Origin of the sequence: Streptomyces prunicolor (assembly GCF_045162825.1) — a bacterium.
GTDB classification, from domain to species: domain Bacteria; phylum Actinomycetota; class Actinomycetes; order Streptomycetales; family Streptomycetaceae; genus Streptomyces; species Streptomyces prunicolor.
On the sequence record NZ_CP108676.1, the window covers coordinates 4,212,423 to 4,236,463 of the forward strand.

Annotated in this window: 23 protein-coding genes; 13 read left to right on the plus strand and 10 right to left on the minus strand. The window is 68.4% G+C overall.

Going from position 1 to position 24,041, the window contains the following annotated elements; all coding sequences use genetic code 11:
* The first annotated feature begins 23 nt into the window (after positions 1-23).
* Entirely contained in the window at positions 24-767 is a 744-nt protein-coding gene (locus OG588_RS19020; protein ID WP_405948339.1) for a GntR family transcriptional regulator, read from the plus strand.
* Between the two features lie 1,159 nt (positions 768-1,926).
* Here the strand turns inward: OG588_RS19020 and OG588_RS19025 are convergent.
* The gene (locus OG588_RS19025) at positions 1,927-2,253 is read right to left on the minus strand and encodes a hypothetical protein (RefSeq protein ID WP_405948340.1); all 327 of its coding nucleotides are present in this window, start codon (positions 2,251-2,253) and stop codon (positions 1,927-1,929) included.
* A gap of 298 nt (positions 2,254-2,551) precedes the next feature.
* On the opposite strand from OG588_RS19025, the gene cutA reads away from it, so the two are divergent.
* Entirely contained in the window at positions 2,552-2,878 is a 327-nt protein-coding gene (gene cutA / locus OG588_RS19030; RefSeq protein WP_405948341.1) for a divalent-cation tolerance protein CutA, read from the plus strand.
* Positions 2,879-2,881: 3 nt separating this feature from the next.
* On the opposite strand, the gene OG588_RS19035 is transcribed toward cutA, so the two are convergent.
* The gene (locus tag OG588_RS19035; protein ID WP_405948342.1) at positions 2,882-4,153 is read right to left on the minus strand and encodes an XRE family transcriptional regulator; all 1,272 of its coding nucleotides are present in this window, start codon (positions 4,151-4,153) and stop codon (positions 2,882-2,884) included.
* A 232-nt stretch (positions 4,154-4,385) separates the two neighbouring features.
* On the opposite strand from OG588_RS19035, the gene OG588_RS19040 reads away from it, so the two are divergent.
* Entirely contained in the window at positions 4,386-4,898 is a 513-nt protein-coding gene (locus OG588_RS19040) for a hypothetical protein (protein ID WP_405948343.1), read from the plus strand.
* A complete protein-coding gene (locus OG588_RS19045; protein WP_405948344.1) occupies positions 4,895-5,083 on the plus strand; it encodes a hypothetical protein in 189 nt (62 codons plus the stop codon). Before OG588_RS19040 ends, OG588_RS19045 begins: the two co-directional genes overlap by 4 nt.
* Positions 5,084-5,625: 542 nt before the next feature.
* On the opposite strand, the gene OG588_RS19050 is transcribed toward OG588_RS19045, so the two are convergent.
* The 3 genes from OG588_RS19050 to OG588_RS19060 form a co-directional block, all read right to left on the minus strand.
* Positions 5,626-6,786, minus strand: a complete 1,161-nt coding sequence (locus tag OG588_RS19050; protein WP_405948345.1) for a uroporphyrinogen-III synthase — start codon at positions 6,784-6,786, stop codon at positions 5,626-5,628.
* Between the two features lie 124 nt (positions 6,787-6,910).
* A complete protein-coding gene (locus tag OG588_RS19055) occupies positions 6,911-8,266 on the minus strand; it encodes a nitrate/nitrite transporter (protein WP_405948346.1) in 1,356 nt (451 codons plus the stop codon).
* A 283-nt stretch (positions 8,267-8,549) separates the two neighbouring features.
* Positions 8,550-8,999 (minus strand): ATP-binding protein, encoded by a 450-nt coding sequence (locus tag OG588_RS19060; protein WP_405948347.1) that lies wholly within the window; start codon positions 8,997-8,999, stop codon positions 8,550-8,552.
* A 241-nt stretch (positions 9,000-9,240) separates the two neighbouring features.
* On the opposite strand from OG588_RS19060, the gene OG588_RS19065 reads away from it, so the two are divergent.
* The 3 genes from OG588_RS19065 (at position 9,241) to OG588_RS19075 (ending at position 11,414) form a co-directional block, all read left to right on the plus strand.
* On the plus strand, positions 9,241-10,092 hold the full coding sequence (locus tag OG588_RS19065; RefSeq protein WP_405948348.1) for a helix-turn-helix domain-containing protein: 852 nt from the start codon (positions 9,241-9,243) through the stop codon (positions 10,090-10,092).
* Between the two features lie 12 nt (positions 10,093-10,104).
* Positions 10,105-10,302, plus strand: a complete 198-nt coding sequence (locus OG588_RS19070) for a DUF397 domain-containing protein (protein WP_405948349.1) — start codon at positions 10,105-10,107, stop codon at positions 10,300-10,302.
* Positions 10,303-10,382: 80 nt separating this feature from the next.
* A complete protein-coding gene (locus OG588_RS19075) occupies positions 10,383-11,414 on the plus strand; it encodes a hypothetical protein (protein ID WP_405948350.1) in 1,032 nt (343 codons plus the stop codon).
* 74 nt (positions 11,415-11,488) lie between these two features.
* Here OG588_RS19075 and OG588_RS19080 read toward each other — a convergent pair whose 3' ends face one another.
* From OG588_RS19080 to OG588_RS19095, 4 genes are all read right to left on the minus strand, one after another.
* Positions 11,489-12,775, minus strand: coding sequence for an acyltransferase (locus OG588_RS19080; RefSeq protein ID WP_405948351.1), 1,287 nt, complete (start codon positions 12,773-12,775; stop codon positions 11,489-11,491).
* On the minus strand, positions 12,772-14,904 hold the full coding sequence (locus OG588_RS19085; RefSeq protein ID WP_405953157.1) for a glycosyltransferase: 2,133 nt from the start codon (positions 14,902-14,904) through the stop codon (positions 12,772-12,774). The genes OG588_RS19080 and OG588_RS19085 overlap by 4 nt, the downstream gene beginning before the upstream one ends.
* Before the next feature lie 206 nt (positions 14,905-15,110).
* Entirely contained in the window at positions 15,111-16,184 is a 1,074-nt protein-coding gene (locus OG588_RS19090; RefSeq protein ID WP_405948352.1) for a hypothetical protein, read from the minus strand.
* Positions 16,185-16,415: 231 nt separating this feature from the next.
* Positions 16,416-17,387, minus strand: coding sequence for a LysR family transcriptional regulator (locus OG588_RS19095; RefSeq protein ID WP_405953158.1), 972 nt, complete (start codon positions 17,385-17,387; stop codon positions 16,416-16,418).
* A 101-nt stretch (positions 17,388-17,488) separates the two neighbouring features.
* Here OG588_RS19095 and OG588_RS19100 point away from each other — a divergent pair, with 101 nt between their 5' ends.
* The 3 genes from OG588_RS19100 to OG588_RS19110 all read left to right on the plus strand — a co-directional run bounded on the left by OG588_RS19100 (position 17,489) and on the right by OG588_RS19110 (position 20,127).
* Entirely contained in the window at positions 17,489-18,727 is a 1,239-nt protein-coding gene (locus tag OG588_RS19100) for an MFS transporter (RefSeq protein ID WP_405948353.1), read from the plus strand.
* 216 nt (positions 18,728-18,943) lie between these two features.
* Positions 18,944-19,504: a TetR/AcrR family transcriptional regulator gene (locus OG588_RS19105; RefSeq protein ID WP_405948354.1), complete on the plus strand. Its 561-nt coding sequence runs from the start codon at positions 18,944-18,946 to the stop codon at positions 19,502-19,504.
* Positions 19,501-20,127, plus strand: coding sequence for a DUF1349 domain-containing protein (locus OG588_RS19110; protein ID WP_405948355.1), 627 nt, complete (start codon positions 19,501-19,503; stop codon positions 20,125-20,127). The genes OG588_RS19105 and OG588_RS19110 overlap by 4 nt, the downstream gene beginning before the upstream one ends.
* A gap of 309 nt (positions 20,128-20,436) precedes the next feature.
* Here OG588_RS19110 and OG588_RS19115 read toward each other — a convergent pair whose 3' ends face one another.
* Entirely contained in the window at positions 20,437-20,700 is a 264-nt protein-coding gene (locus OG588_RS19115; RefSeq protein WP_405948356.1) for a hypothetical protein, read from the minus strand.
* 283 nt (positions 20,701-20,983) lie between these two features.
* Here OG588_RS19115 and OG588_RS19120 point away from each other — a divergent pair, with 283 nt between their 5' ends.
* From OG588_RS19120 to OG588_RS19130, 3 genes are read left to right on the plus strand one after another with little or no spacing between them, the layout of a single operon-like run.
* The gene (locus OG588_RS19120) at positions 20,984-22,252 is read left to right on the plus strand and encodes an extracellular solute-binding protein (RefSeq protein WP_405948357.1); all 1,269 of its coding nucleotides are present in this window, start codon (positions 20,984-20,986) and stop codon (positions 22,250-22,252) included.
* A complete protein-coding gene (locus OG588_RS19125) occupies positions 22,249-23,217 on the plus strand; it encodes a carbohydrate ABC transporter permease (RefSeq protein WP_405948358.1) in 969 nt (322 codons plus the stop codon). The genes OG588_RS19120 and OG588_RS19125 overlap by 4 nt, the downstream gene beginning before the upstream one ends.
* On the plus strand, positions 23,214-24,038 hold the full coding sequence (locus tag OG588_RS19130; protein ID WP_019056421.1) for a carbohydrate ABC transporter permease: 825 nt from the start codon (positions 23,214-23,216) through the stop codon (positions 24,036-24,038). The genes OG588_RS19125 and OG588_RS19130 overlap by 4 nt, the downstream gene beginning before the upstream one ends.
* The last annotated feature ends 3 nt before the right edge of the window (positions 24,039-24,041 follow it).

Consider the following 24,041-nt stretch of genomic DNA (forward strand, 5'->3'; position numbering starts at 1 on the left):
CGCTGCCGCAGGGAGATCAGGGAATGCCTGGAGACATCGTCCGACCCAGCCCCATGTACAAGCAGCTGGCTGATCGACTTGCTGAAGCAATCGCCGAGGGCGAGTACGAGCCCGGCAGCGTGCTCCCCAGCGAGACCCAACTCATGGAGCGCTACAGCGTCTCCCGCCCCACCGTGCGCTCAGCCATCGCGGAACTCCGCTCCATGGGCCTGGTGGAGAGCCAGCACGGCAAGGGCTCGTTCGTCCGCGCTCACGGACTCCCCGCCGCCGTCATCGAGCGCACCATCACCCGCAGCGGCAAGAGCTTCGCCCTCGGATGGCCCGCCGAAGAGGTGGAGTTGCCAGCCGTCACCCGAGGTGAGGCAGCCGGGATCGCAGCCACGCTCTTGGACCGCAGCGACGAAGCCGTGTTCATCACAGACCGCCTCTTGGCCGACCCAACGACCGGTGCCCGCGCCGCCCACCGCACGCTGATCCCCTTCGCAGTCGCCGAGGAGATCCCCTCACTGGCCAAGCATCCGGACGCCGAACCGGTCGACATCTACGCCGAGTTGGCCGCAGCCGGACACACCCTCACATGGACCGAGACCGTCACCGCGCGCACCGCCCTCCCCGACGAGCGCGCCGACCTGAACCTGACTGACGGCATCCCGATTCTGATCACCTACCGCGTGACCGCCTCCGCCGACGGCCGCCCGCTCATCCTCGAAGAGCTGCGCGTCAGCGCGGACCGCGCCCGACTCACCTTTCGCATCAGCACGGAGTAGCCGACCCCGCACGCCGAGGCCTGTCGAGGCCGATCGGTCTAACTCATCTCTACTTACTCAAGGGCGCGCCTACGGCGCGCCGGGCGGTCGGGCGCTCCGGACGGGCTGCGGCGTGGCCGCCGGTCCCGTCCGGGCGCCCACCGCCCGGCATTCGATGCGCCCCTGAGCAGCAGAGAAGCCCCGCCAGCTTTGGCCGGCGGGGCACTGTCACCATGCGCTCAGCGAGTGCAAGTGTCCGCGTGCTGGCGCGCCCCGAACTTCGCGGGCGAGATCCCGGGAGCGTACGCGTTCAGGCGACAACCCGAGCACGTCACCCACTGGTGGCCGTTCGCGTCCTCTTCCACACGCACCTTGCCCCGCCCGCGAGTCCGTAACGGACGCCCGACCGTCTTCCGCTTCATCCGGATGCCTCTCTCCGCGCTCACCGCCCCCAACCATGGTGCGCGGGTCAACCCCCGCTCGGCTAGGGGCGGTTGGCGGAACAGCTTTGGACAGCCACCTTGGCGCGAGCCTCGAAGATCATGGCCCCACATTGGGCGTTCCAGGCAGATCCACAGACCTGCCCGATTCGCAGGCGCGTAAGGGGTCATGATCACTCACGCCAAGGCAGCTCCCGCCCAATGCCGCACCGCCACCCGCGTGCCCACAGCGCGCCGCTCATCTCCGAACGCTCAAGCGAGAGCCCGTCTCAGGGCTTGTGCCGCCGCGCGGATTGCCTCAGGCGTACCTTTGAGATGCACTACACCCTTGCCCTCCGCGCCAGTGTGCGCGGTCGCCCAGAGATCTTCCCGGTGCAGACCCAGCGCTAAGACGGCCGCGTTCAACTCCTCCGCCGCGTCGCGCGCCTCCGCCCACGCCTGGACGTATTCCACCCCTCGAACCCATGCCGTCGAGTCGCCATCACGTAACTCGCCCGGCGAAGCCTCCGCAGCCACGGGAGCACACCCCCTTGCCCATCAAACACAGTAGCCTCACGTATATGTTGCAGACGCAAATTTCTGTTCGGTGGTTGCACCTTGGGGGAGTCGGTCATCTCCGGTTCATCGTGCGCGGTCGCTCCTCCGAGACGTCCCCTGACAGGCTGCGTCCCCCTTCCCGGCTGGAAAGGGGGACGCAGGATTGAGAAGTCGTCGGGGGCGCCTCCCGACGACTTCCGGTCCTACCGGAGGTAGGCCTTGTACACGTACCCGTAGGTCAGACGCGGGAGCCCGCCCCTGCTGCGCTGTTTGAGTACGACCCCGACCCAGTTCCGGTTGTACGACGGGGCGAAGGTGTCGCGGATGAAGACGCGATCTCCTCGATAGAGCAGACCCTTGACGTAGCCGTTGTAACCGGGCTTGGCCCGGAGCCTCAGGCCGTTGACCGCGACGGTCTTCGTCGAACCCGCCGTAACGGACTGCTGGACCGAACCCGCCTCGGGAGCAGCGACAGCCGTCGAGGCGCCCACGCCGACGAATCCGACCAGCGCCGCAACGACAGCGGTCAACCACAACCCCAACTTCCTACGCGAAACGCTGATCTTTCTCATGTGCGTCCTTCCCGTTCGCAGGGCGATGAGTCGCCCAACGCTGCGCGCACTCATCCTGATGAGTAGCGAGCATGCATGTTTGCGATAGGGAACGTCAAGGGGGTTGTGAGGATTGCCGCTATGCAGGCCGGCTGAGGTCCTTCAGTGGCAGCGGTTCGCAGGAGGAAATCCCACGCAGGCGCTCCGTGGGCCCGGCATCGCCGCCAAGCCGAGCAGGCCAGAGACGGGGATACGCCTGGTGGATAAGCTCGCGCTCATGACTGAGTTCGTGCAGGTGTCCACAGCGACGGAGACTCGTGAACAGGCGATAGAGCTGGCCCGGTCCGTAGTGCAGAGCCGGTTGGCCGCAGGCGCACAGATCATCGGGCCCGTCGTCTCCGCCTTCTGGCATGACGGAGCGTTCGGGACCGGTGAGGAGTGGCAGCTACTGCTGAAGACCCGGCAGGCACGGTACGACGAGCTTGAGGCGCACCTCCTCAAGCATCACCCGTGGCAGAGTCCGGAGATTGCAGCTGTTCCAATCGTGGCCGGGTCAGAGGCGTGCCTGCGGTGGCTGGCCGCGAACACGGAGCCCACCGAGTAGGAGTCAGGCCCTGGCCTTGTCCAAAACTTCGGCAACGGCAGGCAGGGCGTGGTGATTGCTGAGCTTCCGCAACACAGGGGAGAGTCTCTGACGGGGCCGTACAGAGGCGACACCGGCAGAGAGGTCAAGCGCGCGGCTGGTCACGGACGCTGCTTGCTCGATCTCACCCGCCTTCAGATAGGAGTCAGCGAGCCACGACAGGTACAGGCTCTTGTCCCGTGCGTGCGCGTCGTCGTACTGCGCGAGCGCGGACTCAAGAGTCGGGACCGCCCGCAGAGGACGGCTCAGCTCCGTCCAACACCGGCCGCTCATGATCTGTAGTTCGGTCCGGTCCACCCACGCCACCCAGTCCGGCTGCGGCGCATCGTCGATCTCTGCCAGCGCCGCCTGTGACACTTCCAGGGCACGTTCTGTCTCAGCCGCAAGGCCTGCAACAGCATTCGCCCAGGCGAGCCGCTCGTACAACAGCGCGCGGACACCGGGGGCCGCACCGGGGCCAGCCGTCGCGCAGGATCGTGCAGCGATCTCTATAGCCGCCTGCCGGTCACCGTTGACGGTCTGGTAGGCGAGGAAGGCCAACGCATTGCCCGCCAGCTCCGCATCCCCCGCGTCGACTGCGGCCTTGTGGCTGGCCTCGTACAGGCCTGTCGCGTCCTGGTACCGGCCGCCGTCGAAAGCGGCCCAACCGGCTTGCTGCGCTTGTTCGGCAAGCACCGAAAGCAGAGCCTGCCCAGTCTCGTCGGTGTACGCCGTATCGCGCAGTAACGTCCTGGTGGCTTCGTACTCTCCGAGATAGACCCGGTATGTGTCGCCGCCTCCGAGAACGTCATCCAGACGTCGCAGGCGCGCCGTTCGCTTCCTGAGCCTCTCGGGAAGGTCGCTGCCGACTCGGCCGCCCACATGACGAGGAGCCAGTTCGGGTAAGCCGACGACGAGACCGACGCTGGCCGAAGCCCTTAGGAACTTCCTGCGCTGCAAGTCATCTCCGTCCACGTCGGGGGCGAGAACAGACACTGGACGCACGGGACGCGTCGAAGTTGGCACCTCCCAGCTACGTGGAGTGAGACCAAGCAACTGCCCTGGGATCCTCAGCGCATCCGCGATACGCACGATCTTCTCGTACGTGGTCACACTTCCCTGCCCGCGTGCCAGAAGCCCTACCCGCTCCGGCTTCATGTCGCACTCGGCCGCGATCTTCGAATAGCTGATCCGGGCCTCGACGCGCGCCAGGCGGAACACCGTGCCGAAGTCGTGAGCCGCGATTGCAGCTCTCATGTCTGCACGGTCAAGGAGCGTGCGCGGAAGCGCGGTTGGCGGTTCGTAGCCCGTCATGAGATGCCTCGTCGCATCTGAAGTCCCTCTGCCCAGGGGCAGCTTACCCATCATGGGGATACCCATGGACGGGAAGTCAGCAGGCTCACAGCACTGAAAGGTTGAGGCATTCAGGACCCCGGCGACCGCTCGCGACGGCCCCGGGGCGCGGCCAACGCTGACAAGGAGCGCCGACATGGCAGAGATTACGGCTTCATCAAGTACCCCGCCATGCACCACCGTTGACGGCTGGCTCGCCTCCGCCCATCCGTCGCCGAGCACCGTATGGAGCGAGTGGAGCAACGCCGGGAAACTCGCGCTGATCCCGCTCGGGCACAGCTTCGAAGCGGTCCGTATCCCCGAAGAGGTTGTCCACGCCGTCGTCCGAAGCGACGAGCCGACCATCGTGAGCACTCAGCTTGCTCAGCGCGCGGGCGGTCCGGTCATCCACGACCCCTGGTTCCACCGTTACTACGCCCTCGTACCGCCCGGCACCTCCCAGGCATGGACGGCGCGCGCTGCCGACTGCTTGGGCGAGGGCACCTACCTGGGTGTGCCGCGCACCGACCGCACCGATCCGGGCGAGCACACTCAGGCCTCGTACTGGTCAGTGCCGATGACCCAGCCGGGCGCCCTGTGCATGGCCGCCGACTTGCTTGAACTCGTGATCTTGGGTGGCTGCCTCACGGACGGCGAGGACGAGTCATGACCGCACCCGCAACGGACTCCTCGGCGTGGTCGGCAGAATGCATCGTCGCGCAGCGTCCGGAATACAAGGAACTACACGACGACTGCCGCCAGACCACGGACATCCCGCTCCCCGGAACCACGGGCATCCTGCTCCAGCCCCGCTGTGGCTGCGCCTGCCATCCCTTCAACACGCCAGGCATCTGAACAGCCCACTCCGCCCTGGTCAAGGGCCCCATGGCGACCGCAGGGTCAGGGTCGCGAAGACCCCCGCTCGTTCTCGGCCGCGTGTGGCCCGAAAGCCGGAGAGCAGGCGGGACCAGCCCCGCCGTTTCTGCCCCCGCAGAGACGGCGGGGTTTCTCCGAACCGGTCGGCTCCGAGACTTTAAGGTCTGGCGATCAGCGGGGCCCCTCCAGGAGCAAGGCAGGGGGCCCTGTGGAACCAAAGACACGGTGAAGCCATCCGGCCCCACCTCGCCGCGAGCTTACGGGCCCCCTGCCATGCCCCTGCCCCGCAGACCGCCAGACCTCAAACTCTCTCCGCCAACCTCCCACCGTCGCCGACCGACCGCCGCCATCAGCCCGAAAATCCCAGGTCAGACAGGTTTCCGGGCGCCCTCAGCGGGCACATTGTCTTTAGAGGAAGTACCCGTCCGGCGATTGAGGACGAGGCCCTTTCGGGGCCGAAGGGGGGTCTGGGGGCGCAGCCCCCAGCTACGCCCCCATCAACACCCCGCACGAAAGCCCGGTCAACCGTCGGAGTACTTCGTGTCGGCCGCCGGATCCAACGCCAGCCGATACCCCCGCTTCACCACCGTCTGGATCAGCTTCGGAGAACCAAGTGCCGTACGGAGGCGGGCCATCGCCGTCTCCACGGCGTGCTCGTCGCGCCCGGCGCCGGGCAGCGCGCGGAGGAGTTCCGCGCGGGCCACGACCCACCCGGGGCGGCGGGACAGGGCCCGGAGCAATGACATACCGGCCGGCGGGACGGGTCGTAGCGCGCCGTCGACGAGGACCGCGTGGCCGCGGATCTCCACGCGGTGGCCGGCGATGGGCAACGTGCGGGCGCGGCCGGGGAGTTCCTGGCAGAGGAGTTGGACGAGGGGACCGAGGCGGAAGCGTTCGGGCTGGACCGTGGCGATGCCGTGGTTCTGGAGCGGGAGCGCGGTGACGGGGCCGACGCAGGCCGGGAGGACGTCGTGGTGGAGGGCGGCGAGGAGTTCGGGGAGAAGGCCCCGGGTCTCGGCGCGGGACAGGAGCGACGCGGCGGCCGGTGCGCTGGTGAACGTCAGCGCGTCCAGGCCGCGGGAGACCGTGGCGTCCAGGAGCCGGTCCAGCGGGGCGATGTCCTCGGGCGGCATCCACCGGTACACGGGAACGACGACCACGTCCGCTCCCCCGGCCCGCAACGACTCCACGAACCCGGGCAACGGTTCGCCGTGCAGCTGGATCGCGACCCGGCGTCCCTCGACACCCTCCTCCAGCAACCGGTCCAGCACCTCCGCCATGGACTCGGACGACGGCGACCACTCCTCCGTCAACCCGGCCGCGCGCACCGCCCCTTTGACCTTGGGCCCGCGCGCGAGCAGTTCCACCCCGCGGAGCCGGTCGAGGAGCACCTCCCCGAGCCCCCACCCGTCGGCGGCCTCGATCCACCCCCGGAACCCGATCGCGGTCGTGGCCACCACCACGTCCGGCGCCTGGTCGATCAACTCCTTGGTCGCGGCGAGCAGTTCGCTGTCGTCGGCGAGGGGCACGATGCGCAGCGCGGGCGCGTGCACGACCACCGCGCCGCGCCGCTGGAGCAGTACCCCCAGCTCGTCGGCGCGGCGTGCGGCGGTGACGCCCACGGTGAACCCCGAGAGGGGCCCGTGTTGCGCGCGCTCCGCTGGCTGCTGTTCCTCGTGCATGGCTCTCGTCCCGAACGTAGTCGTACCCGCAGTCGTACATGGAATGACCCGGTGCCTACATGCCGAACGAGCCTGTCAACGGCGCGTGACAGGCTCGGTTCGGCTTTATGTCGGCGGTGTTACGTCACACCTCGGCATAGCTGAGCTGCGACTTCGCCTCCGATGCGGAAGCCTTGGCCTGAGCCTGGGCGGTAGGGCGGCGAAGGTATACGGCCCAGGTGGCCACGAAGCAGAGGCCGTAGAAGACGAGGAAGGCGACGAACGCGCCGGTCCCGGAGCCGGAGGAGAGGAACGACTGGCGGAAGGCGAGGTTGATGCCGACCCCGCCGAGCGCGCCCACGGCCCCGATGAGCCCCATGGAGGCCCCGGAGAGCCGACGTCCGTAGGCCGCTGCCTCGTCCCCTTCGAGCCCCTTCGCGAGCGCCTTGGTCTGGAAGATGCCGGGGATCATCTTGTACGTCGACCCGTTGCCGAGCCCGCTGAGCACGAACAGCACGACGAACACGGTGACGAACAGCGGCAGCGACTTCTCCATGCTGGCGACGACCAGGATGGCGGTCGCGGCGGCCATGGCGACGAAGTTCCACAGGGTGATCTTCGCGCCGCCGTACCGGTCGGCGAGCCAGCCGCCGACGGGACGGATGAGCGAGCCGAGCAGCGGCCCGATGAAGGTGAGATACGCGGCCTGCAACGGCGTACGGCCGAACTGCACCTGAAGCACCTGCCCGAACGCGAACGCGTACCCGATGAACGACCCGAACGTGCCGATGTACAGGAACGCCATGATCCAGGTGTGCCAGTCGCGCGCGGCGTCCTTGGCAGCGCCGGTGTCGTTCTTGACGGAGGTGAGGTTGTCCATGAAGAGGGCGGCGAGGAAGGCGGCGACGAGGATGAGCGGGATGTAGATCCCGAGCAGCACACGCGGCCCGCCACTGGCCCCGATGATCGCGAGGGCGACGAGCTGGATGACGGGGACGCCGATGTTGCCGCCTCCGGCGTTCAGCCCGAGCGCCCACCCCTTCTTCCTCAGCGGGAAGAAGGCGTTGATGTTGGTCATGGAGGAGGCGAAGTTGCCGCCGCCGATGCCGGCCAGCAGGCCGATCCAGAGGAAGGTGTCGAAGGACGTCCCCGGCTTCATCACCACGAAGGCGGCGATGGTCGGGACGAGCAGCAGGCTGGCGGAGACGATCGTCCAGTTCCGCCCGCCGAAGACGGCGACCGCGAAGGTGTACGGCACCCGCACGACCGCGCCGACCAGCGTGACCATCGACGTCAGCAGGAACTTGTCGGCCGGGGTCAGCCCGTACTCCGGGCCCATGAAGAGCACCAGCACGGACCACAGGGTCCAGATCGAGAAGCCGATGTGCTCGGAGAGCACGGAGAAGAGGAGATTCCGCCGGGCGACCTTCTCACCGGTCTCCCGCCAGAAGGTCTCGTCCTCCGGATCCCAGTGCTCGATCCACTTGCCAGTGGCTGTCATGACGCCTCCACGGTGCACTACGGGGTAACGAGCGGTGATGCATCCCGAAGGTAGGGAGGGCGGGTTTCCGCGCTGTGGCTGTGAGTGACCGGAAGGGAACGTTGCTCTCACGGGCGGCGGACGGGCTCGGTGAGGTGGGCCCCCGGCGGGTGTGGGGACTCTCCGGGGAGGGGAGGTGGGTCGTGGAAGTGTGACACTTTGCGGGAAGGTGTCACACTTCTGGGGGGAGGGTGCCGGGGCCGCGTCGCTCCGGCGCCGGGTTCGGGTGGGCTTCGGCGGCAACTCAATGGCCGCCCACTTCGAACCACAGCAGCTTTCCGGCTCCCCGGTCCAACGGTCCGCCGTCACCGATCGGCCAGCCGCCCCAGGAGGTGGCGTACGCCTGGATGAGGTGGAGGCCACGTCCGTTGTCGGCGTCGGGTGGGGCGGGCGGGAGTTGTTCGCCGGGCCGCCTGTCGAAGGGGGCGGGGATGTGGGGGTTCGAGTCCCAGACGCCGACGCGGAGGCGGCCGTCGCCGAGGGCGGTGAGGCGGAGGGAGGCGGGGCCGTGCGTGTGCCGGTAGGCGTTGGTGACGAGTTCGGACGTCAACAGCTCGACCACGTCCAGGACTTCGGGCATCCCGTGCCCGTGGAGGGCGGCCCGTACGGTCATACGTGCGACGCGTGCGGCTCGGGGGTCATGGGGTAGGCGGAGGGCGTACACCCAGGTGGCGGGCGGGGATACGGTGACCATGACTGACTCCGGGAGGGGGCGGGTGGGTGAGTGGACTCGGTTCGCTCAACGGCCGCGCCGGGCGGTGGCAGTGCCGAGGGTGCGGTGCGCTTCCGGCTTATGGGCGGGGGCGGTTGGGCGGGGGTACGGGCTCTACAGTAGGACCGAGTGGGAGATAAATCTCCCAAACTTCAGAGATGTACCTGCAATTACCTCGTGTGAGTTACACACGCGCCGCGACGCGGCCCGAAGAGGAGGTGCCTTGCCGCCCACCAACAACCCCAACCTGCGCCAACGGCGACTCGGCACCGAGCTGCGCAAACTCCGCGAGGGCGCCGGACTGAACGTCACGCAGGCCGCCGCCCGCCTCGGCGTCAACCAGGGCCGGGTAAGCATGATCGAGACCGGCCGCAGCGCCCTCAGCGCCGACCGCGTCCGCAGCATGACGCGCTCGTACGACTGCTTCGACGACCAACTGATCGACGCCCTGGCCGAGATGACGGGCCGGCGCTCACGTGGGTGGTGGGAGGAGTACCGCGACAACCTGCCCGTCGGCCTCATCGACCTCGCCGAACTGGAGCACCACGCAACGGCGTTGCGCGTGGCGTTGGTCGTCCACATCCCGGCTCTGCTCCAGACCACCGACCACGCCCGAGCCCTCTTCAAAGAGGCAGTGCCGTCCCTACGGCAGTTCGAGATCGAGCACCGGGTGAGCCACCGCGTCAAACGGCAGGGCGTCCTTCACCGCGAAACTCCGCCCCCTTACACGGCGGTGATCCACGAGGCCGCGCTACACATGGGATACGGCGGCCCTGTCACGGTCCGTGGCCAACTCCACCACCTGCTGGACATGAGCGAGCTGGACCACGTCACCGTACGGATCATCCCGTTCGGGAAAGGCTCCTTCCCCGGCACGGGACAGCCCATCGACTACCTCATGGGCGCGGTACCCCAACTCGACACCGTCCAGTTGGACGCCCACCACGGGTGCGAATTCCTTGACGCCGCCTCGCAGTTGGACAAGTACCGGCACGTCATCGACCGGATGGAGGAGAACGCCTTGAAGCCCGAAGCATCGCGCGACCTCATCCACCGCATCAGCCAAGACACCTGAAAGGGTCGAGCCATGGCCAACTATGTCTGGCAGAAGTCCACTTACAGCCCCGACGCCTCCAACTGCGTCTACGTCGCCGACGGCCCCGCCGATGCCATCCGCCTCCGCGAAAGCGACACCCCCAACACAATCCTCACCACCACAACCGACGGCCTACGGCACCTCATGGACACCCTCAAGTCCGCCGACCGGCGTTCCGCGAGCGGGTGAGCCCGCCTCGGCCGCGCGACGCGGATCCTCACTGCCGTGAGACACGCCGCCGGACCGGTCAGGTGTCTAACGTCGCCTCCATGACGAGGACAACGCCCCCACGCCCGCTCGATGTCGAGGCGCTCTTCCCGGAACTGGCAGCCTTCCGCGGGACGACCACTCGGCTCCATCCGCGGCCGGGCAGACCGGACCTGACGGCCAGTTCCGTGGGCGGTCCCATGCTGTGGCCGGTGCACGAACCGTGGCCGGTGTGCGGCGAGGCCCACGGCCGTGGGCGTGGTCGGCGCCCGGCCGACATCCGCCGCTATCGGCAGGTTCTGGCTTCCGTATGGGGCCGCGAGCAGGCTCCCGGACCGACGGACGACGAGCGGGAACTCCTGCGCGAGTTGCACCGGGAGCACCGGATCCCCGGGGCGTCCGAGACCGATCCGCTGCCGATGATCGGCCTCGCGCAGCTGTACCGGCGGGATGTGCCCGACCTGCCGGCGGGGCCGGGCGAATGCGATCTGCTTCAGGTGTTCTGGTGTCCCTTCGACGCGCACGGCCCGGGCCGGTCCGACCTGGAGTTTCACCTGCGCTGGCGGCGGTCGTGGGAGGTCGGCGAGGCGCTCACCGCGCCGCCGCAGCCGCCGGTTGTCGGGTCCGACGGCTTCGTGCCCGAGCCCTGCGTACTGCACCTGGAGCAAGTGGTCACTTATCCGTTCGCCGGCCTTCTGCCCGAGCAACTGTGCGCCCGGATCGACGCCTGGGAGGAAGCCCTGGAAGAGGAGGCTGAGCAGTCGGCCGACAGAAACGCGACAGAGCCGCCCGGCTACCAGTACGACCTCTCCATCCCGCCCGGCTGGCGCGTGGGCGGCTTCGCTTCCTGGCACGCGACCGACCCGTACCCCATGGAGTGCCTGACCTGCACGACACCGATGCACCTGCTGCTGACCATCGACAGCTCGGAGTGGGACGGCGGCAGCGGCAGCTGGAAACCGCTGGAGGACCGGAACCAGCCCACTCACCGGTGCGCCACCCCCACGGAGGTCGTTGTGGGCCGCTGGGGTGAGCTCAACGTGTTCGCCTGCCCCAACGATCCCGAGCATCCGCACCGCTGGAGCATCCAGTAGCTAGTCGAGTCCGAGTGCGGCTGGCCGCAGCAGATGGTGGACCTGGTCGGACCGGTCGCCGTGGCCGTCGCCGTCTAAGAAGGCGTCCCCTTCCGCCGACTCCTGCCCCGCACAACCCCGTTGGGCCACAACCTCGGACTCCGCTTCGCGGCGATGTCCTCGATCCACCCGAACGCGAGGATCGCCACCGCGATGAGCGGCCAGATCAGCAGGAACATCAGGAACGTGTCCGTCTTGTCGAGGAACGACGTCGCCGCGTCGCTCTCCATGAACGGCAGGTTGTACAGCTGGTCGATGATCGGGACCGTGGCCATGATGAGGAGGTTGTGCCACAAGTAGATCGTGACGGCACGGTTGTTGGACAGCGTCACCAGCTTGTCCCAGCGAGCCAACCGCCCCGGCAACTGCTGCCAGGACGGCGCGTACTGGAGCAGGATCACCACGACGCCGAAGGACCAGGCCGCCTGCGCGAGCGGGATGTCGTTCAAGTCCCAGCCGTCCGGGCCCAGATGACCCGACGCCCACCACAACCCGAAGCCCATGATCACGGTCGCGCCCGACACCGCGAGGTAGCGCGGGACCTTCTTCAGTACGCCCTCGTGGTGCGCGAAGCCCAGGACCCAACAGCCGCCGTACACCGCGAAGTCGGACACCGCGTTGCCCGTCTCACCGGGGATGGTCACCAGGCCCGTGCCCACAACTGCCGTCAGCGCCAAGGGTGCCAGCAGCGTCGCCCAGGGGACCCTCCGGAACGCCCACAGCAGTAGCGGCGACGCGATCACGAACCACAGATACGCCCGCAAGTACCACAACGGGCCCGCCGCCTGGTCCGCCCACGTGCTCTCCAACAGGCCCGACTCCGAACCCAGATGCTCGGGATACGGCGGCGCGCCGAACGGCACGAGGTAGTCGAAGATCTTCGCCGCGCCCCACCAAGTGCCGCCCAGGTCAGGGTCCTTGAGCGGGTTCCAGCCCATCCCGAACATCATCACCAGCACCACCGCGCCGAACGCCCAGAGCGGCGGCAGCAGTCGCCGTAGCCGGCCCCTGATCACGCCCAGCGCGGGACGGTTCAACGAGCGGGCCATCAGCGAACCCGCCAGCGCGAACATCACGCCCATGGAAGGGAACAGGACCGACAGCCACGCCCAGCCGAAGAGGTGGTAGATGACCACCCGGACGAGGGCGATCGAGCGGAGGAGGTCGAGGTAACGGTCCCGGCCGCCGCCCCCAGCCCCCTTGGCCTTCGTCGGTTCCGGCGCCAACTCCGGTTCCTGCTGGCGCTGTTGGGGAATCCCGTACGCCGGTGTCGACTCGGGATCCGGGTTCGTGCCTGTCCCGGTCGTGTATCCGTGCGTCATGCCACAGTCCTCCGGTCACTCCTGCTGCCGCCACCGCCACGTGCCCCCGGCACCGCACCTCCCGGCGTCCCCACAACCCCCGTCCGCCGCAGCTTCTGCCAGCGCAGGCGGCCTCCGGTGAGCGCGGTGATCCAGGACTGGAGCAGTACGACGTACATGAGTTGGCGGTAGAGGATCTGTTGCAGGGGCAGGGAGACGAGGTGGGTCATGCGTTCGCGGTCGAGGCGGAAGGCGTAGGCCGCGCAGAACGCCTGGATCGCCAACACGCCCAGCCAGGCCAGGAACGTCTTCTCCGTCGGGCCGAACACCAGGCCGTACAGCAGGAATACGTCGATCAGCGGGGCCAGGATGGGGGCGATGACCATGAAGAGGGCCACCAGCGGGAGGCCTACGCGGCCGAAGCGGCCGGACGGGCCGCGGTCCAGGAGCGCGCCCCGGTGCTTCCAGATCGCCTGCATCGTGCCGTAGGACCAGCGGTAGCGCTGGGACCACAACTGCTGGACCGTCTCCGGGGCTTCCGTCCACGCCCGCGCCTTCTCGGCGTAGACGACGCGCCAGCCGTCGCGGTGCATCGCCATCGTGATGTCGGTGTCCTCGGCGAGCGTGTCGTCGCTCATGCCGCCGACCCGCTCCAGCGCGCTTCTCTTGAAGGCCCCCACGGCGCCCGGGATCGTCGGCATGCAGCGGAGGATGTCGTACATACGGCGGTCGAGGTTGAAGCCCATCACGTACTCGATGTGCTGCCAGGCGCCGATCAGGGAGTCCCGGTTGCCGACCTTCGCGTTGCCGGCGACCGCGCCGACGCGCGGGTCGCCGAACGGCTGGACCAACTCCCGTACGGTGGCCGGTTCGAAGACCGTGTCGCCGTCCATCATGACGATGAGGTCGTGACTGGCGTTCGCCAGACCGCGGTTGAGGGCGGCCGGCTTGCCCGCGTTGACCTGGCGTACGACGCGGACGTTCGGCAGGAACAGCGCCTCCACGATTCTCGCCGTACCGTCCGCCGAGCCGTCGTCGACGACGATCACCTCGACCGGATGCTCGCTCGCCATGAGTGAACGGACCGTGTTCTCAATGCACTTGGCCTCGTTGTACGCCGGGACGAGGACCGTTACCGGTTCGGTCACCGGTGGACCCCAGGCGAAGCCCTTGCGGCGCACCCGGCGGGCGTGGATGACGGAGAGCAGCAGCATCAGCGCGAAGCGGGCGATGACGAGCGAGCCGGTGATCGCCAGGCCCACCACCAGGACGTCCATGATGCTGTCCGAGGCCCGGACCAGGAAGATCCACGCCTTGCCCTTCCACAGGTTGACGCCGGTCACCGGGGTGAGCGCGCTGCGCGCGCCGAGCGCCTCGGTGAGGTTGTCGAACTTGTAGCCCTTGCCCTGCATCTCCGGCAGGAACTTGTCCAGCGCCTCGACCGTCTGGTGGCGGTCGCCGCCCGAGTCGTGCATCAGGACGATCGCGCCCTTGCCGCCGCGCGGGGTCGCGTTACTGATGATCTTCGCGACACCGGGCTTCTGCCAGTCCTCGCTGTCCGTGTTGTTGACGACGGTGATGTAGCCGCGGGTACCGATGTACTCGGTCACCGGCCAGGACAGGTTGTCCATCGCGTCGGCGGAGGACGAGTACGGCGGGCGGAAGAGCGAGGTACGGATGCCCGCCGCGCCGGTGATCGCGAGCTGGGTCTGGGACAGCTCCCAGTCGATGCGCTTCTTGGACTGGAAGGAGAGGTCGGGGTGGCTGAAGGTGTGCACGCCGACCTCGTTGCCCTCCGCCACGATGCGTTTGACCAGTTCCGGGTAGCGCGAGGTCATGGTGCCGGTGACGAAGAAGACGGCGTGCGCGTGGTGCTTCTTGAGCACGTCCAGGACCTTGGGCGTCCAGGTCGGGTCGGGGCCGTCGTCGAAGGTCAGCACGATGTCGTGGTCCGGCACGTCCAGGCTGGTCGTACGGCCGCTGCGGGTGTCGATGACCGGGCCGCCGTCGAGGATCTTGTCCGGCACCTTGTCGGTCGCCGCCTCGGGGCGGATGCGGTGGTCGGCGAGGATCTCGCTGTGCACATAGCCGCGCAGCATCAGCATCGCGAGCAGCGCGACGAGGAGCAGCATCGGGAGCAGGAACCGCATGGACAGCCGACGGCGCCGGGGATCGCGCGGGGCGCGACGCGTGGCGCGCGGGGCAGCGACACCGGGCTCGTCTCCCTTGCGGACGCCGGGCCCAACTCCCTTCGAGACAGGCGGAGTTGCGGGAGTCACCGGACTCGTTGGAGCTGATCCGTGACGGCCGCCCGGGGCCTGGTTCGTGGCCCTGGGGCGGCGGTTGTGCGATGCCATCAGAGGATGTGCTCCGGAGTCTTGGACGGTGCCGGTGCCGGTTCCGAGGGAGCGGCCGGCCCCTGTGCCACGGGCGACGGGGTGCTCGGGGCGTCGGCCACCGTGCCGGTGCCCGTCGTCGCGCTCGGGGTCGGTGTCGGGTCGGACGGCGCACTCGTGGCCGTCGACGGCGTCGGGTCGGGCGAGGGCGAGACCGGCAGCGAAGGCTGTACGACCGGATTGCTCGCGCCGCCACTCGTCGGCGCCGCGGCGCTCTTGCTCGCGGACGCCCCGGGCGACGCGGACGCGCTCGTCTTGGCACCGGGCTTCGCGGACGCGCCGGTCGTGCCGCTCACGCTCGCGCCCGGCGACGGCGTCGTGCCGTCGCTCGCCGTCGGAATGTTCCCCGGCGCCACGCTGCCGCTGCCGCCGGACGGCCGACCGGAGTCGGACGGCGCCGGTGAGGTGTCGACCTTGCCCGCGGGCGCGTCGTCCTTCTGCCCCGGCACCGGAAGCCACGGCGCGTCCGAACTGCCGGACAGCAACGTGATGACGATGACGACGGCGTACACCGCGCACGCGATGCCGACGGCCATACCGAACCGCCGGTACCTACGGCTACGACGGCCGGACTCGTCGACGAAGACGGGCTTGTCGGAACCGTCGTTACCGGAGCCGGGCCTACCTCCGGCTTCCCCCTGCGGTGCGGGCCCGTCGAGCTGAACGGTCACCTCGTCGGGGTCGGCCGCTCCCCCTTCAGCCCCGGTCCCGATCCCGGTCCCCGCCCCCGTCTCCGGCGACGCGCCCCAGGGATCGGCGAGGATTCCCGCACCGATGGCGGACACGTCCTTCCCGGTGGGCGGCTCGGGCCACCCGGTCCGTATACGACGACCGTCCTTGGCCGTACGACGGCTGTCCTTGCCCGCATGACGACCATCCGCGCCGCCATGCCGACCGTCCGAGCCGATATTTCGACCGACCTTGGCGGCATGCCGGCCGCCCTCCAGGATTTCTGGTCCTCTGGTCCCTCTGGTTTCTCCGGCTGTTCCGGTCGCTTCAGTGTCCGGGAACGCCTCCTCGGCCTCTCCGCCCATGACCGGTACTTCTCTGGTCGCGGATGCAGCTTGGGGCCATTCCGGTTGGGCGTCTTCTCGCCACTTTTCCATGCGCACGCACATCCCCCCACGGGACTGTTCCGGGTGCGCCAACGACCCTGAGCACACGCCGCCGAACCGGGCCCCCACCCGGTCCTCGCGCCCCCCTTACCACACCGTGCTCAGGCCCTGAAGGTAGCGCACGGGGAGCACTTCATGTGGCGGGATGCGTCATTTTCTCCTTTTTAGCATGTCCACGTCGATGGCCGGAATCCATCCATCCACCGGCCGACGCAGCCATCCGTCGACGTTGCCGATCTCCACCGCAGCACGTCGAAGCGCATCGAATCCGGGGTGCACCAGCCCCTTTCGCCACACGAGCGACACGGCGGACAACGGCACCGGGTCCACCAGTGGCCGCAACACCGTCCGGGCCATGGCCGGAAAATCCACCACGGCGAGAATCGGGGTCCCCGTCTTCGCCATGACCCGTTCGAACTCCTCTTCGCCTACGGCCATGGGTACGGGCCCGGCAACCTCGATGTCACGCCCCTCGAACAAACGACGCGCGAGATCCGTCCACTCCGGAGTACGCGGATTCCCGGCCCCGGCGTACACGCCCTCCCCCGCGAGCGCGTCCACCGGCACCTCCGCGAGCGCCGCCAGCCGATGTCCCTCGGGCAGCACGACCGCCATCGGCTCGTACCGTACGAGTTGATGATCGAGCCCGGCCCGCAGTCCCGGCTCCAGCCCGGCGAACCGCCCGAACGACACATCGAGCCGCCCGGCCATCAACTCCCTTGCCGCGCCCGCCAGTCCACTCTCATAGCGAGCCATCAGCTCCTGCTCCGGGGCGAGTTCACGGGCCCGGTGCAGCACACGGCGCCCGGTGCCCAGCCCCGGCGAGTTCAGATCGACGAGCAGCGGCCGGGGCTGGACCTCCCGAAACGCGGCGAGCAGCTCGTCCTGCGCCCCGAGCACCCGCCGCGCATACGGCACCAGCCGCTCACCGTCCGCCGTCAGGGTCACCTGCCGAGTGGTCCGCACGAACAGCTCGGCCCCCAACTCCCGCTCCAGCCGCCGCACATCACGACTGAGCGCCTGCTGGGCGACGTACAGGCGGGCGGCGGCGCGGGTGAAGTGCAGCTCCTCGGCCACGACGAGAAAGGCACGGAGGAGTCGGGGATCCACGTGGACGGGCATCCGGGGCGTCGAGGGCATCCGGCGAACTTACAACGCAGGTGCGTGAATCGACGCGGACCAGGTGTTGGACCCGGTGATCCACTGCGGGCGACGGTTGCCCCATGCCACGTCGTACGCCCCAACAGCCCACCTACCGCCGCCTGTTCACCATCCCCGGCACCCGAGCCTTCACCGCCGGGAACCTCATCGCCCGCCTCCCCGCAGGCATGTTCAGCGTGAGCGCGGTGGTGATGATCGCCGGTTCACGGGGTTCGTACGCCCTCGCCGGCGCGGTGACGGCGACGGGTCTGGCGGCGACCGCGCTGGCCGCCCCCTGGATCGCCCGGCTCATCGACAGACACGGCCAGTCCCGAACAGCCTTACCGGCAACGGCAGTTGCAGCACTCGGCTCCCTCACCCTCCTCCTCTGCGTCCGCTACGGCGCTCCCGACTGGACCCTGTTCGCCGCCTACGCGGCCACCGCGACGACCCCGAACACCGGCGGCATGTCCCGCGCCCGCTGGGCCCACCTGCTCGACGGCGACTCCGAGGCCCTGCACACGGCGAACTCCTTCGAGCAGGCGGCCGACGAGCTGTGCTTCATGCTGGGCCCGGCACTCGCGGCCTTCCTGTGCGGCACGTTCTTCCCGGAGGCGGGCACACTGACCGGGGCGGTCCTCCTCGTGACCGGCACCCTGATCTACACGGCACAACGCGAGACGCAACCCCCGCCGAGCCCGACCCCGAAGGGCGGTTCCCCGCTCCGCAGCCCCGGCATCCCACCCCTGATCGCCGGGTTCGTGGCGACGGGCGCGGTGTTCGGTTCGATGGAGGTCGGCACGCTGGCGTACGCCGACGCGGCCGGCCAACGCGCCGCGGGCGGCGCGGTGTTGGCGCTCCAGGCGGCCGGTTCCTGCGCGGCGGGCCTGCTCTACGGCAAGCGGAAACCGACGGGGCCGCCGGAACGCCGCCTGCGGTGGTGCCTGTTGGCGATGAGCGCCCTGATGTCCCTGCCACTGCTGGCAGCGAGCACGCTGGGCTCGCTCCCGGCGCTGGGGACGGCCTTGCTACTGGCAGGCATGGCAACGGCCCCGACGATGATCACCGCGATGACACTCGTCCAACACCGCACTCCCGAGGGGAGGTTGAACGAAGGCATGAGCCTGGCGGTGACGGGCCTGCTGCTGGGGATCGCCTGCGGCTCGGCGACGGGAGGCTGGGTGGCGGAGCACGCGTCACCGACGGCGGGCTTCGCGGTACCCATGGCGGCAGCGACAGCTGCAACGGCAACGGCGCTGCTGACCGTGCGTCGTAGGGCTGTCCCGCCGTGTGCCGCAGTCCGGCCAGGACCACATCCGTGATCCTTTCCGCCTCGGTGCGGGTGAAGGGGTGCAGGCCGCGGCCGACGTACAGGTACACCGGGCCGGTCAGCATCTCGGCGAGGAAGTAGGTGTCTACCGGGGGCAGTTCACCGCGCTGAACCGGCGCGATGTGTTCGCACCCTTATCGTACGAACGTTCTTATGGTGCGATGAGGCAAGTAGCCCCAGGGTGCCGATCGCGGGGAGTTCCGAGCCGATGAGTGCCGTAGCGCGGCGAACCGAGCCGCAGCGACGAGACCGCATCCTGGCCGTGACGCTGGACATCATCGAGGAGCGGGGGCTGAGCGGCGCGACGTACCGCACCATCGCCGCGGCAGCCGACGTGCCTCTCGGGTCGATGACCTACCACTTCCCGAACCGGGACGATCTGATCTTCATCGCGTTCGAGCGCTTCGCGAACGATCTCTTCTCACCGCTCGACGAGTCCATGGGAGATCTCGAACCTGGCGAGGACCCTCGTGAGCGCCTCGTCCGGATGATCGTCACGGACTCCCGCGACCGCAGGCGCGACATGGTCCTGCTGGCGGAGCTGTACGTTCTGGCGATCCGCGACGAACGCTACGCCGAACTGATGCGGCAGTGGATGCGACGTGCCAAGGACGCCGTCTCCCGCCACATCCACGGCGTCAGCGGTCACGTCATCGACGCCGTGCAGGAAGGCATCGGCCTGCAACGGTACTTCCTGCCACAGGAGTTCACCGAGGACGTCGTCCGCCGCACCCTCCACGACCTCATCCCGCAGGAGGAAACGACATGACCATCACCCGTAACGTGCCCGGCCTGCCCTTCACCCTCTCGCCGTCGTCCGGCGAGGCGTGGACCACCGACGAGGCGACGGCCACGCTGACAGTCGCGGCGGCCGCTCACAGCGACATCTTCATCGACCCGGGAGCGGACTCGCAGCTCAACGCCGAGTCCATGCTCAACGCCGCGACCCTGCTCGGCGTCCCCCCGGAGGGTGACTTCCAGTTCAGCGCACGCGTCACCGTCGACTTCGAGTCCACCTTCGACGCCGGCGTACTGCTCCTGTGGATCGATGACCGCAACTGGGGCAAGCTCTGCTTCGAATTCTCTCCCGACCGCGAGCCCATGATCGTCTCCGTGGTCGCCCGCGGTGTCGCGGATGACGCCAACGCCTTCGTTGTCGACGGCCGGACGGTGTGGCTGCGCGTCTCCCGAATCGATCACGCCTTCGCCTACCACGCGTCCCTCGACGGCAAGACCTGGCGGATGATCCGCTTCTTCACCCTCGACGACACCTCCACGCCCGCCTCCATCGGCTTCGAGGCACAGTCGCCGACCGGTGACGGCTGTGCGGTCACCTTCGACGACATCCACTTCACCGGCGAGCGTCTGCACGAACTGCGCGACGGCTCGTGACGCGGAGGGCGATACGCCCAGATCACATGCGGTGGTGAAGGCATCGGTCATCGCGCGCAACGGCCCGCGCCGGAACTCCATCGGGACGGACGCCCGGTGAGTGTCCAGTCGAGGGTGTGGCTGGTGGTCGCGTGGTGGTCGGGCCAGGGATCCCGCTCCGCGTAGGCCACGAAGAGTGCGCGTAGGCCACGAAGAGGTGGCCCCACCGACGCGATCAGCCGGCCGCCGGGCCGAAGCACCCGCCGGAACTCGGCCGGCGTCGGCCTCAAGTCCTCCGGACAGTGCGCGAGTCCTCCGGACAGCGCAGGCTCAGTGACGCGACCACGTCGTCGAACACACCGTGATCGAACGGCAGCGGGGCGCACAGGTCGACCACGCGCAGGGCCACGTCGTCGCCGAGCCGCCGAGCGGCCGAGTCGCCGCCTCGCCGGCGCCGGCATCCCGGCGCTGGCATCCCGGCGCTGGCATCCCGGCGCTGGAGTCGATGCCGGTGACGACGGCGCCGCGCTCGCACAGCGCGGCGAACAGCGGGCCCGCGCCGCGGCCGGCGTCCAGGATCCGACGGCCGGTCACGTCCCCGCGAGGCAGCCCAGCCTCAGCAAGGTCAATCTCAGCGGCACTCTCTGTACCGCAACCGCTCACGCCCGGGACCTCGGCCGACCGGGAGGCCCCCGTTGTGTCGGAACCCCTTGTGCCGACCCCTTCTGTCGGCCCCCTTTCATCGAATCGCTTGCGCCAATCTCCGCCTAACCCATTGACGCATCAGCACCCCCTGCATACCTTCCTCCATCGAAGCGCTTCGACACCCATCCGACTCCCCCGGAGGCCCTGGATGTTGACGACACGAAGGCAAGCGATGACGGCCGCGGCGATCCTGACGGGGTCTCTGCTCCTCTCCTCCTGCGGCGGCTCCGACAGCAACTCCTCGGACAGCAAGACCCTCAAGCTCTGGCACTACGAGGGCCCCGACAGCGCGATGGGCGTCGCCTGGAACGAGGCCATCAAGGAGTTCGAGGCCCAACACCCGGGCGTCAAGGTGAAGTTCGAGGAGAAGGGCTTCGAGCAGATCCAGAAGACGGCCCCGATGGTCCTCAACTCATCCGACGCGCCGGACATCATGGAGTACAACAAGGGCAACGCGACGGCGGGCCTGCTCTCGAAACAAGGCCTGCTCACCGACCTGACCGCCGAAGCGACGAAGCGCGGCTGGGACAAGAAGATCCCCGCGAGCGTAGGCACCACGGACGTCTACAACGCCAACGGAGTGATGGGCTCCGGCAAGTGGTACGGCGTCACCGACTACGGCGAGTACACGATGGTCTATTACAACAAGGCCCTCTTCAAGAAGTACAAGATCGCCGAGCCGAAGACGTTCGACGAACTGACCACTGCACTGGGCCAGTTCAAGGCGAAGGGCATCACCCCCCTCGCGAACGCCGGCGCCGAGTACGTGGCCCAGCAGTACCTCTACCAACTCGCCCTCTCGAAGGCCGACCGCGCCTGGGTCGACAAGTACGAGCTGTACAAGGGCAAGACGGACTTCCACGACCCGGCCTGGACGTACGCGGCGACGACCTTCGCCGACTGGGTGAAGAAGGGCTACATCGCCAAGACCTCCAGCTCCACCAAGGCCGAGGACGCCGGAGTCTCCTGGATCCAGGGCAAGGCCCCGATCCTGTTCTCCGGCAGCTGGTGGTACGGCCGCTTCCAGACGGAGGCCAAGTTCGACTGGGACACGGCACTTTGGCCCGGCTCGAACCTCACCCTCGGCTCCGGCGGCAACATCTGGGTCGTCCCCAAGGGTGCAAAGAACAAGCAACTCGCCTACGACTTCATCGACATCACCCTGTCGAAGAAGATCCAGAACCTGATGGGCAACAAGGGCGGCATCCCGGTCGCGGCCGACACCTCCGCGATCACGGACCCCAAGTCCAAGGAACTCATCGCCAACTTCAACACCGTCTCCGCCCGCGACGGCCTCGCCTTCTACCCGGACTGGCCGGTCCCCGGTTTCTACGATGTCCTCGTCTCCGAGACCCAGAAGCTGATCACGAACAGCGAGAAGCCGGACGCCTATCTCAGCAACCTGCAGAAGGCGTACGACAAGGGCGTCCCGTCGACATGACGGTCACCGTCGAGAAGGGCGCGCGGGCCACCCGCAGGAACCGACACCCCGGCCCGCGCAACCCTCGTAGCCCCCACCCCCGCAACTCCTACGCGCTCTTCCTCGTCCCCGGCGCCCTCGCCGCCCTCGCCGTGATCGTCGTCCCGTTCCTGATGAACACGGCCGTGAGCTTCACGAGTTGGCAGGGCGTCGGCGACCCCAAGTGGACCGGCCTCGCCAACTACCGTGACCTGCTGGACGATGCGGAGTTCTGGGCGTCCTTCCGCCACAGCCTGTTCATGGTCGTGGCGATGGCGGCCGTACCCACGATCGTCGGACTCGTGCTGGCCGCCGCCCTGTTCGACTACATCGCCAAACACTTCGGCACCCGCATGGCCGCGATCCTCCGCGCCTGCTTCTACCTCCCCCAGGTGCTCCCGATCGCGGTCGCCGGCATCGTCTGGAGCTGGATCCTCGCCCCCGACAACGGCTCCCTCAACGCCCTGTTGAAAGCAGTGGGGTTGGGCTCCTGGCAGCAGGACTGGCTGGGCGACCCGGACCTCGCGCTCTACAGCGTCATGGGCGTCATGGTCTGGGTCCAACTCGGCTTCCCGCTCGTGGTGTTCATGGCCGGACTGCAACGCGTCGACCCCCAGCTCTACGAGGCCGCCGAGCTGGACGGCGCCGGCTGGTGGCGCCGCTTCTGGCACATCACGCTGCCGCAGATCCGCCCGGAGATCTACGTCGTCCTCACCTGGTGCACGATCGCCGCGCTCAAGGTGTTCGGCGCGGTGTACGTGCTCACGAAGGGCGGCCCGGGCGGCGCGACCGACGTCCCGTCCTACTTCTCCTTCACCACGTTCTTCGAGAAGACCCAGGTCGGCTACGGAGCCGCGATATCAACGGTGTTGACGGTGATCATCCTGGTCCTCTCCCTCGCGTTCCTGAAACTCCAGACCCGCGCGGAGGAAGGTGACCGCGCATGACGACCGCCCTGCGCCGCTACCCGGTACTGATCGCCCTGTGCCTCGCGGCCCTCTTCATGGTCGTGCCGTTCCTGATCGTCGTGGTCAACGCCGTGAAGTCACCGGCCGAGTACTCCGAACACGGCCCCCTCAGTCTCCCCAACGGCGTCTACCTGGACGGCCTCAAGGACTTCTGGCAACGCGTCGACTACGGCCAGAAACTCTTCAACTCGGCCCTGATCAGCGGCTCGGTGGCCCTCCTCGCCGCCGCCCTCTCCGTCCTCAACGCGTACGCGATCGGCATCGGCCGTATCAAGGGCCGCACGTGGGTCCTGGCCTTCTTCGTCCTCGCCAACATGCTGCCGCAGGAGGCGCTGGTCTACCCGATCTACTACCTGAGCAAGCAAGTCGGCCTCTACGACACGAGGTTGAGCGTCATCATCGTGTTCACGGTGATCCAGGCGGCGTTCGGCACGTACCTCCTCTCCTCCGTGCTCGGCCAGTTCCCCCGCGAGATCCTCGAAGCGGCCCGGATCGACGGCGCCAACAAGTGGCAGGTGCTCTGGCGGATCGTGGTCCCGGTCAGCCGCCCCACGATCGGCGTCCTGCTGGTCTTCTTCTTCATCTGGACCTGGAACGAGTTCCTGCTCCCCCTGGTCATGCTGATCTCCAACGACAACCAGACCGTGTCGGTGGCCCTCGGCGTCCTCCAGGGCCAGCGCCTGATGGACGCCACGATGACCAACGCGGCTGCCCTGCTCGGTGTGTTGCCCGCCATCGTCTTCTTCCTCGTCTTCCAGCGGACCCTCACGCGCGGCATCGCCGTGGGTGCCGTCAAGTAGTAA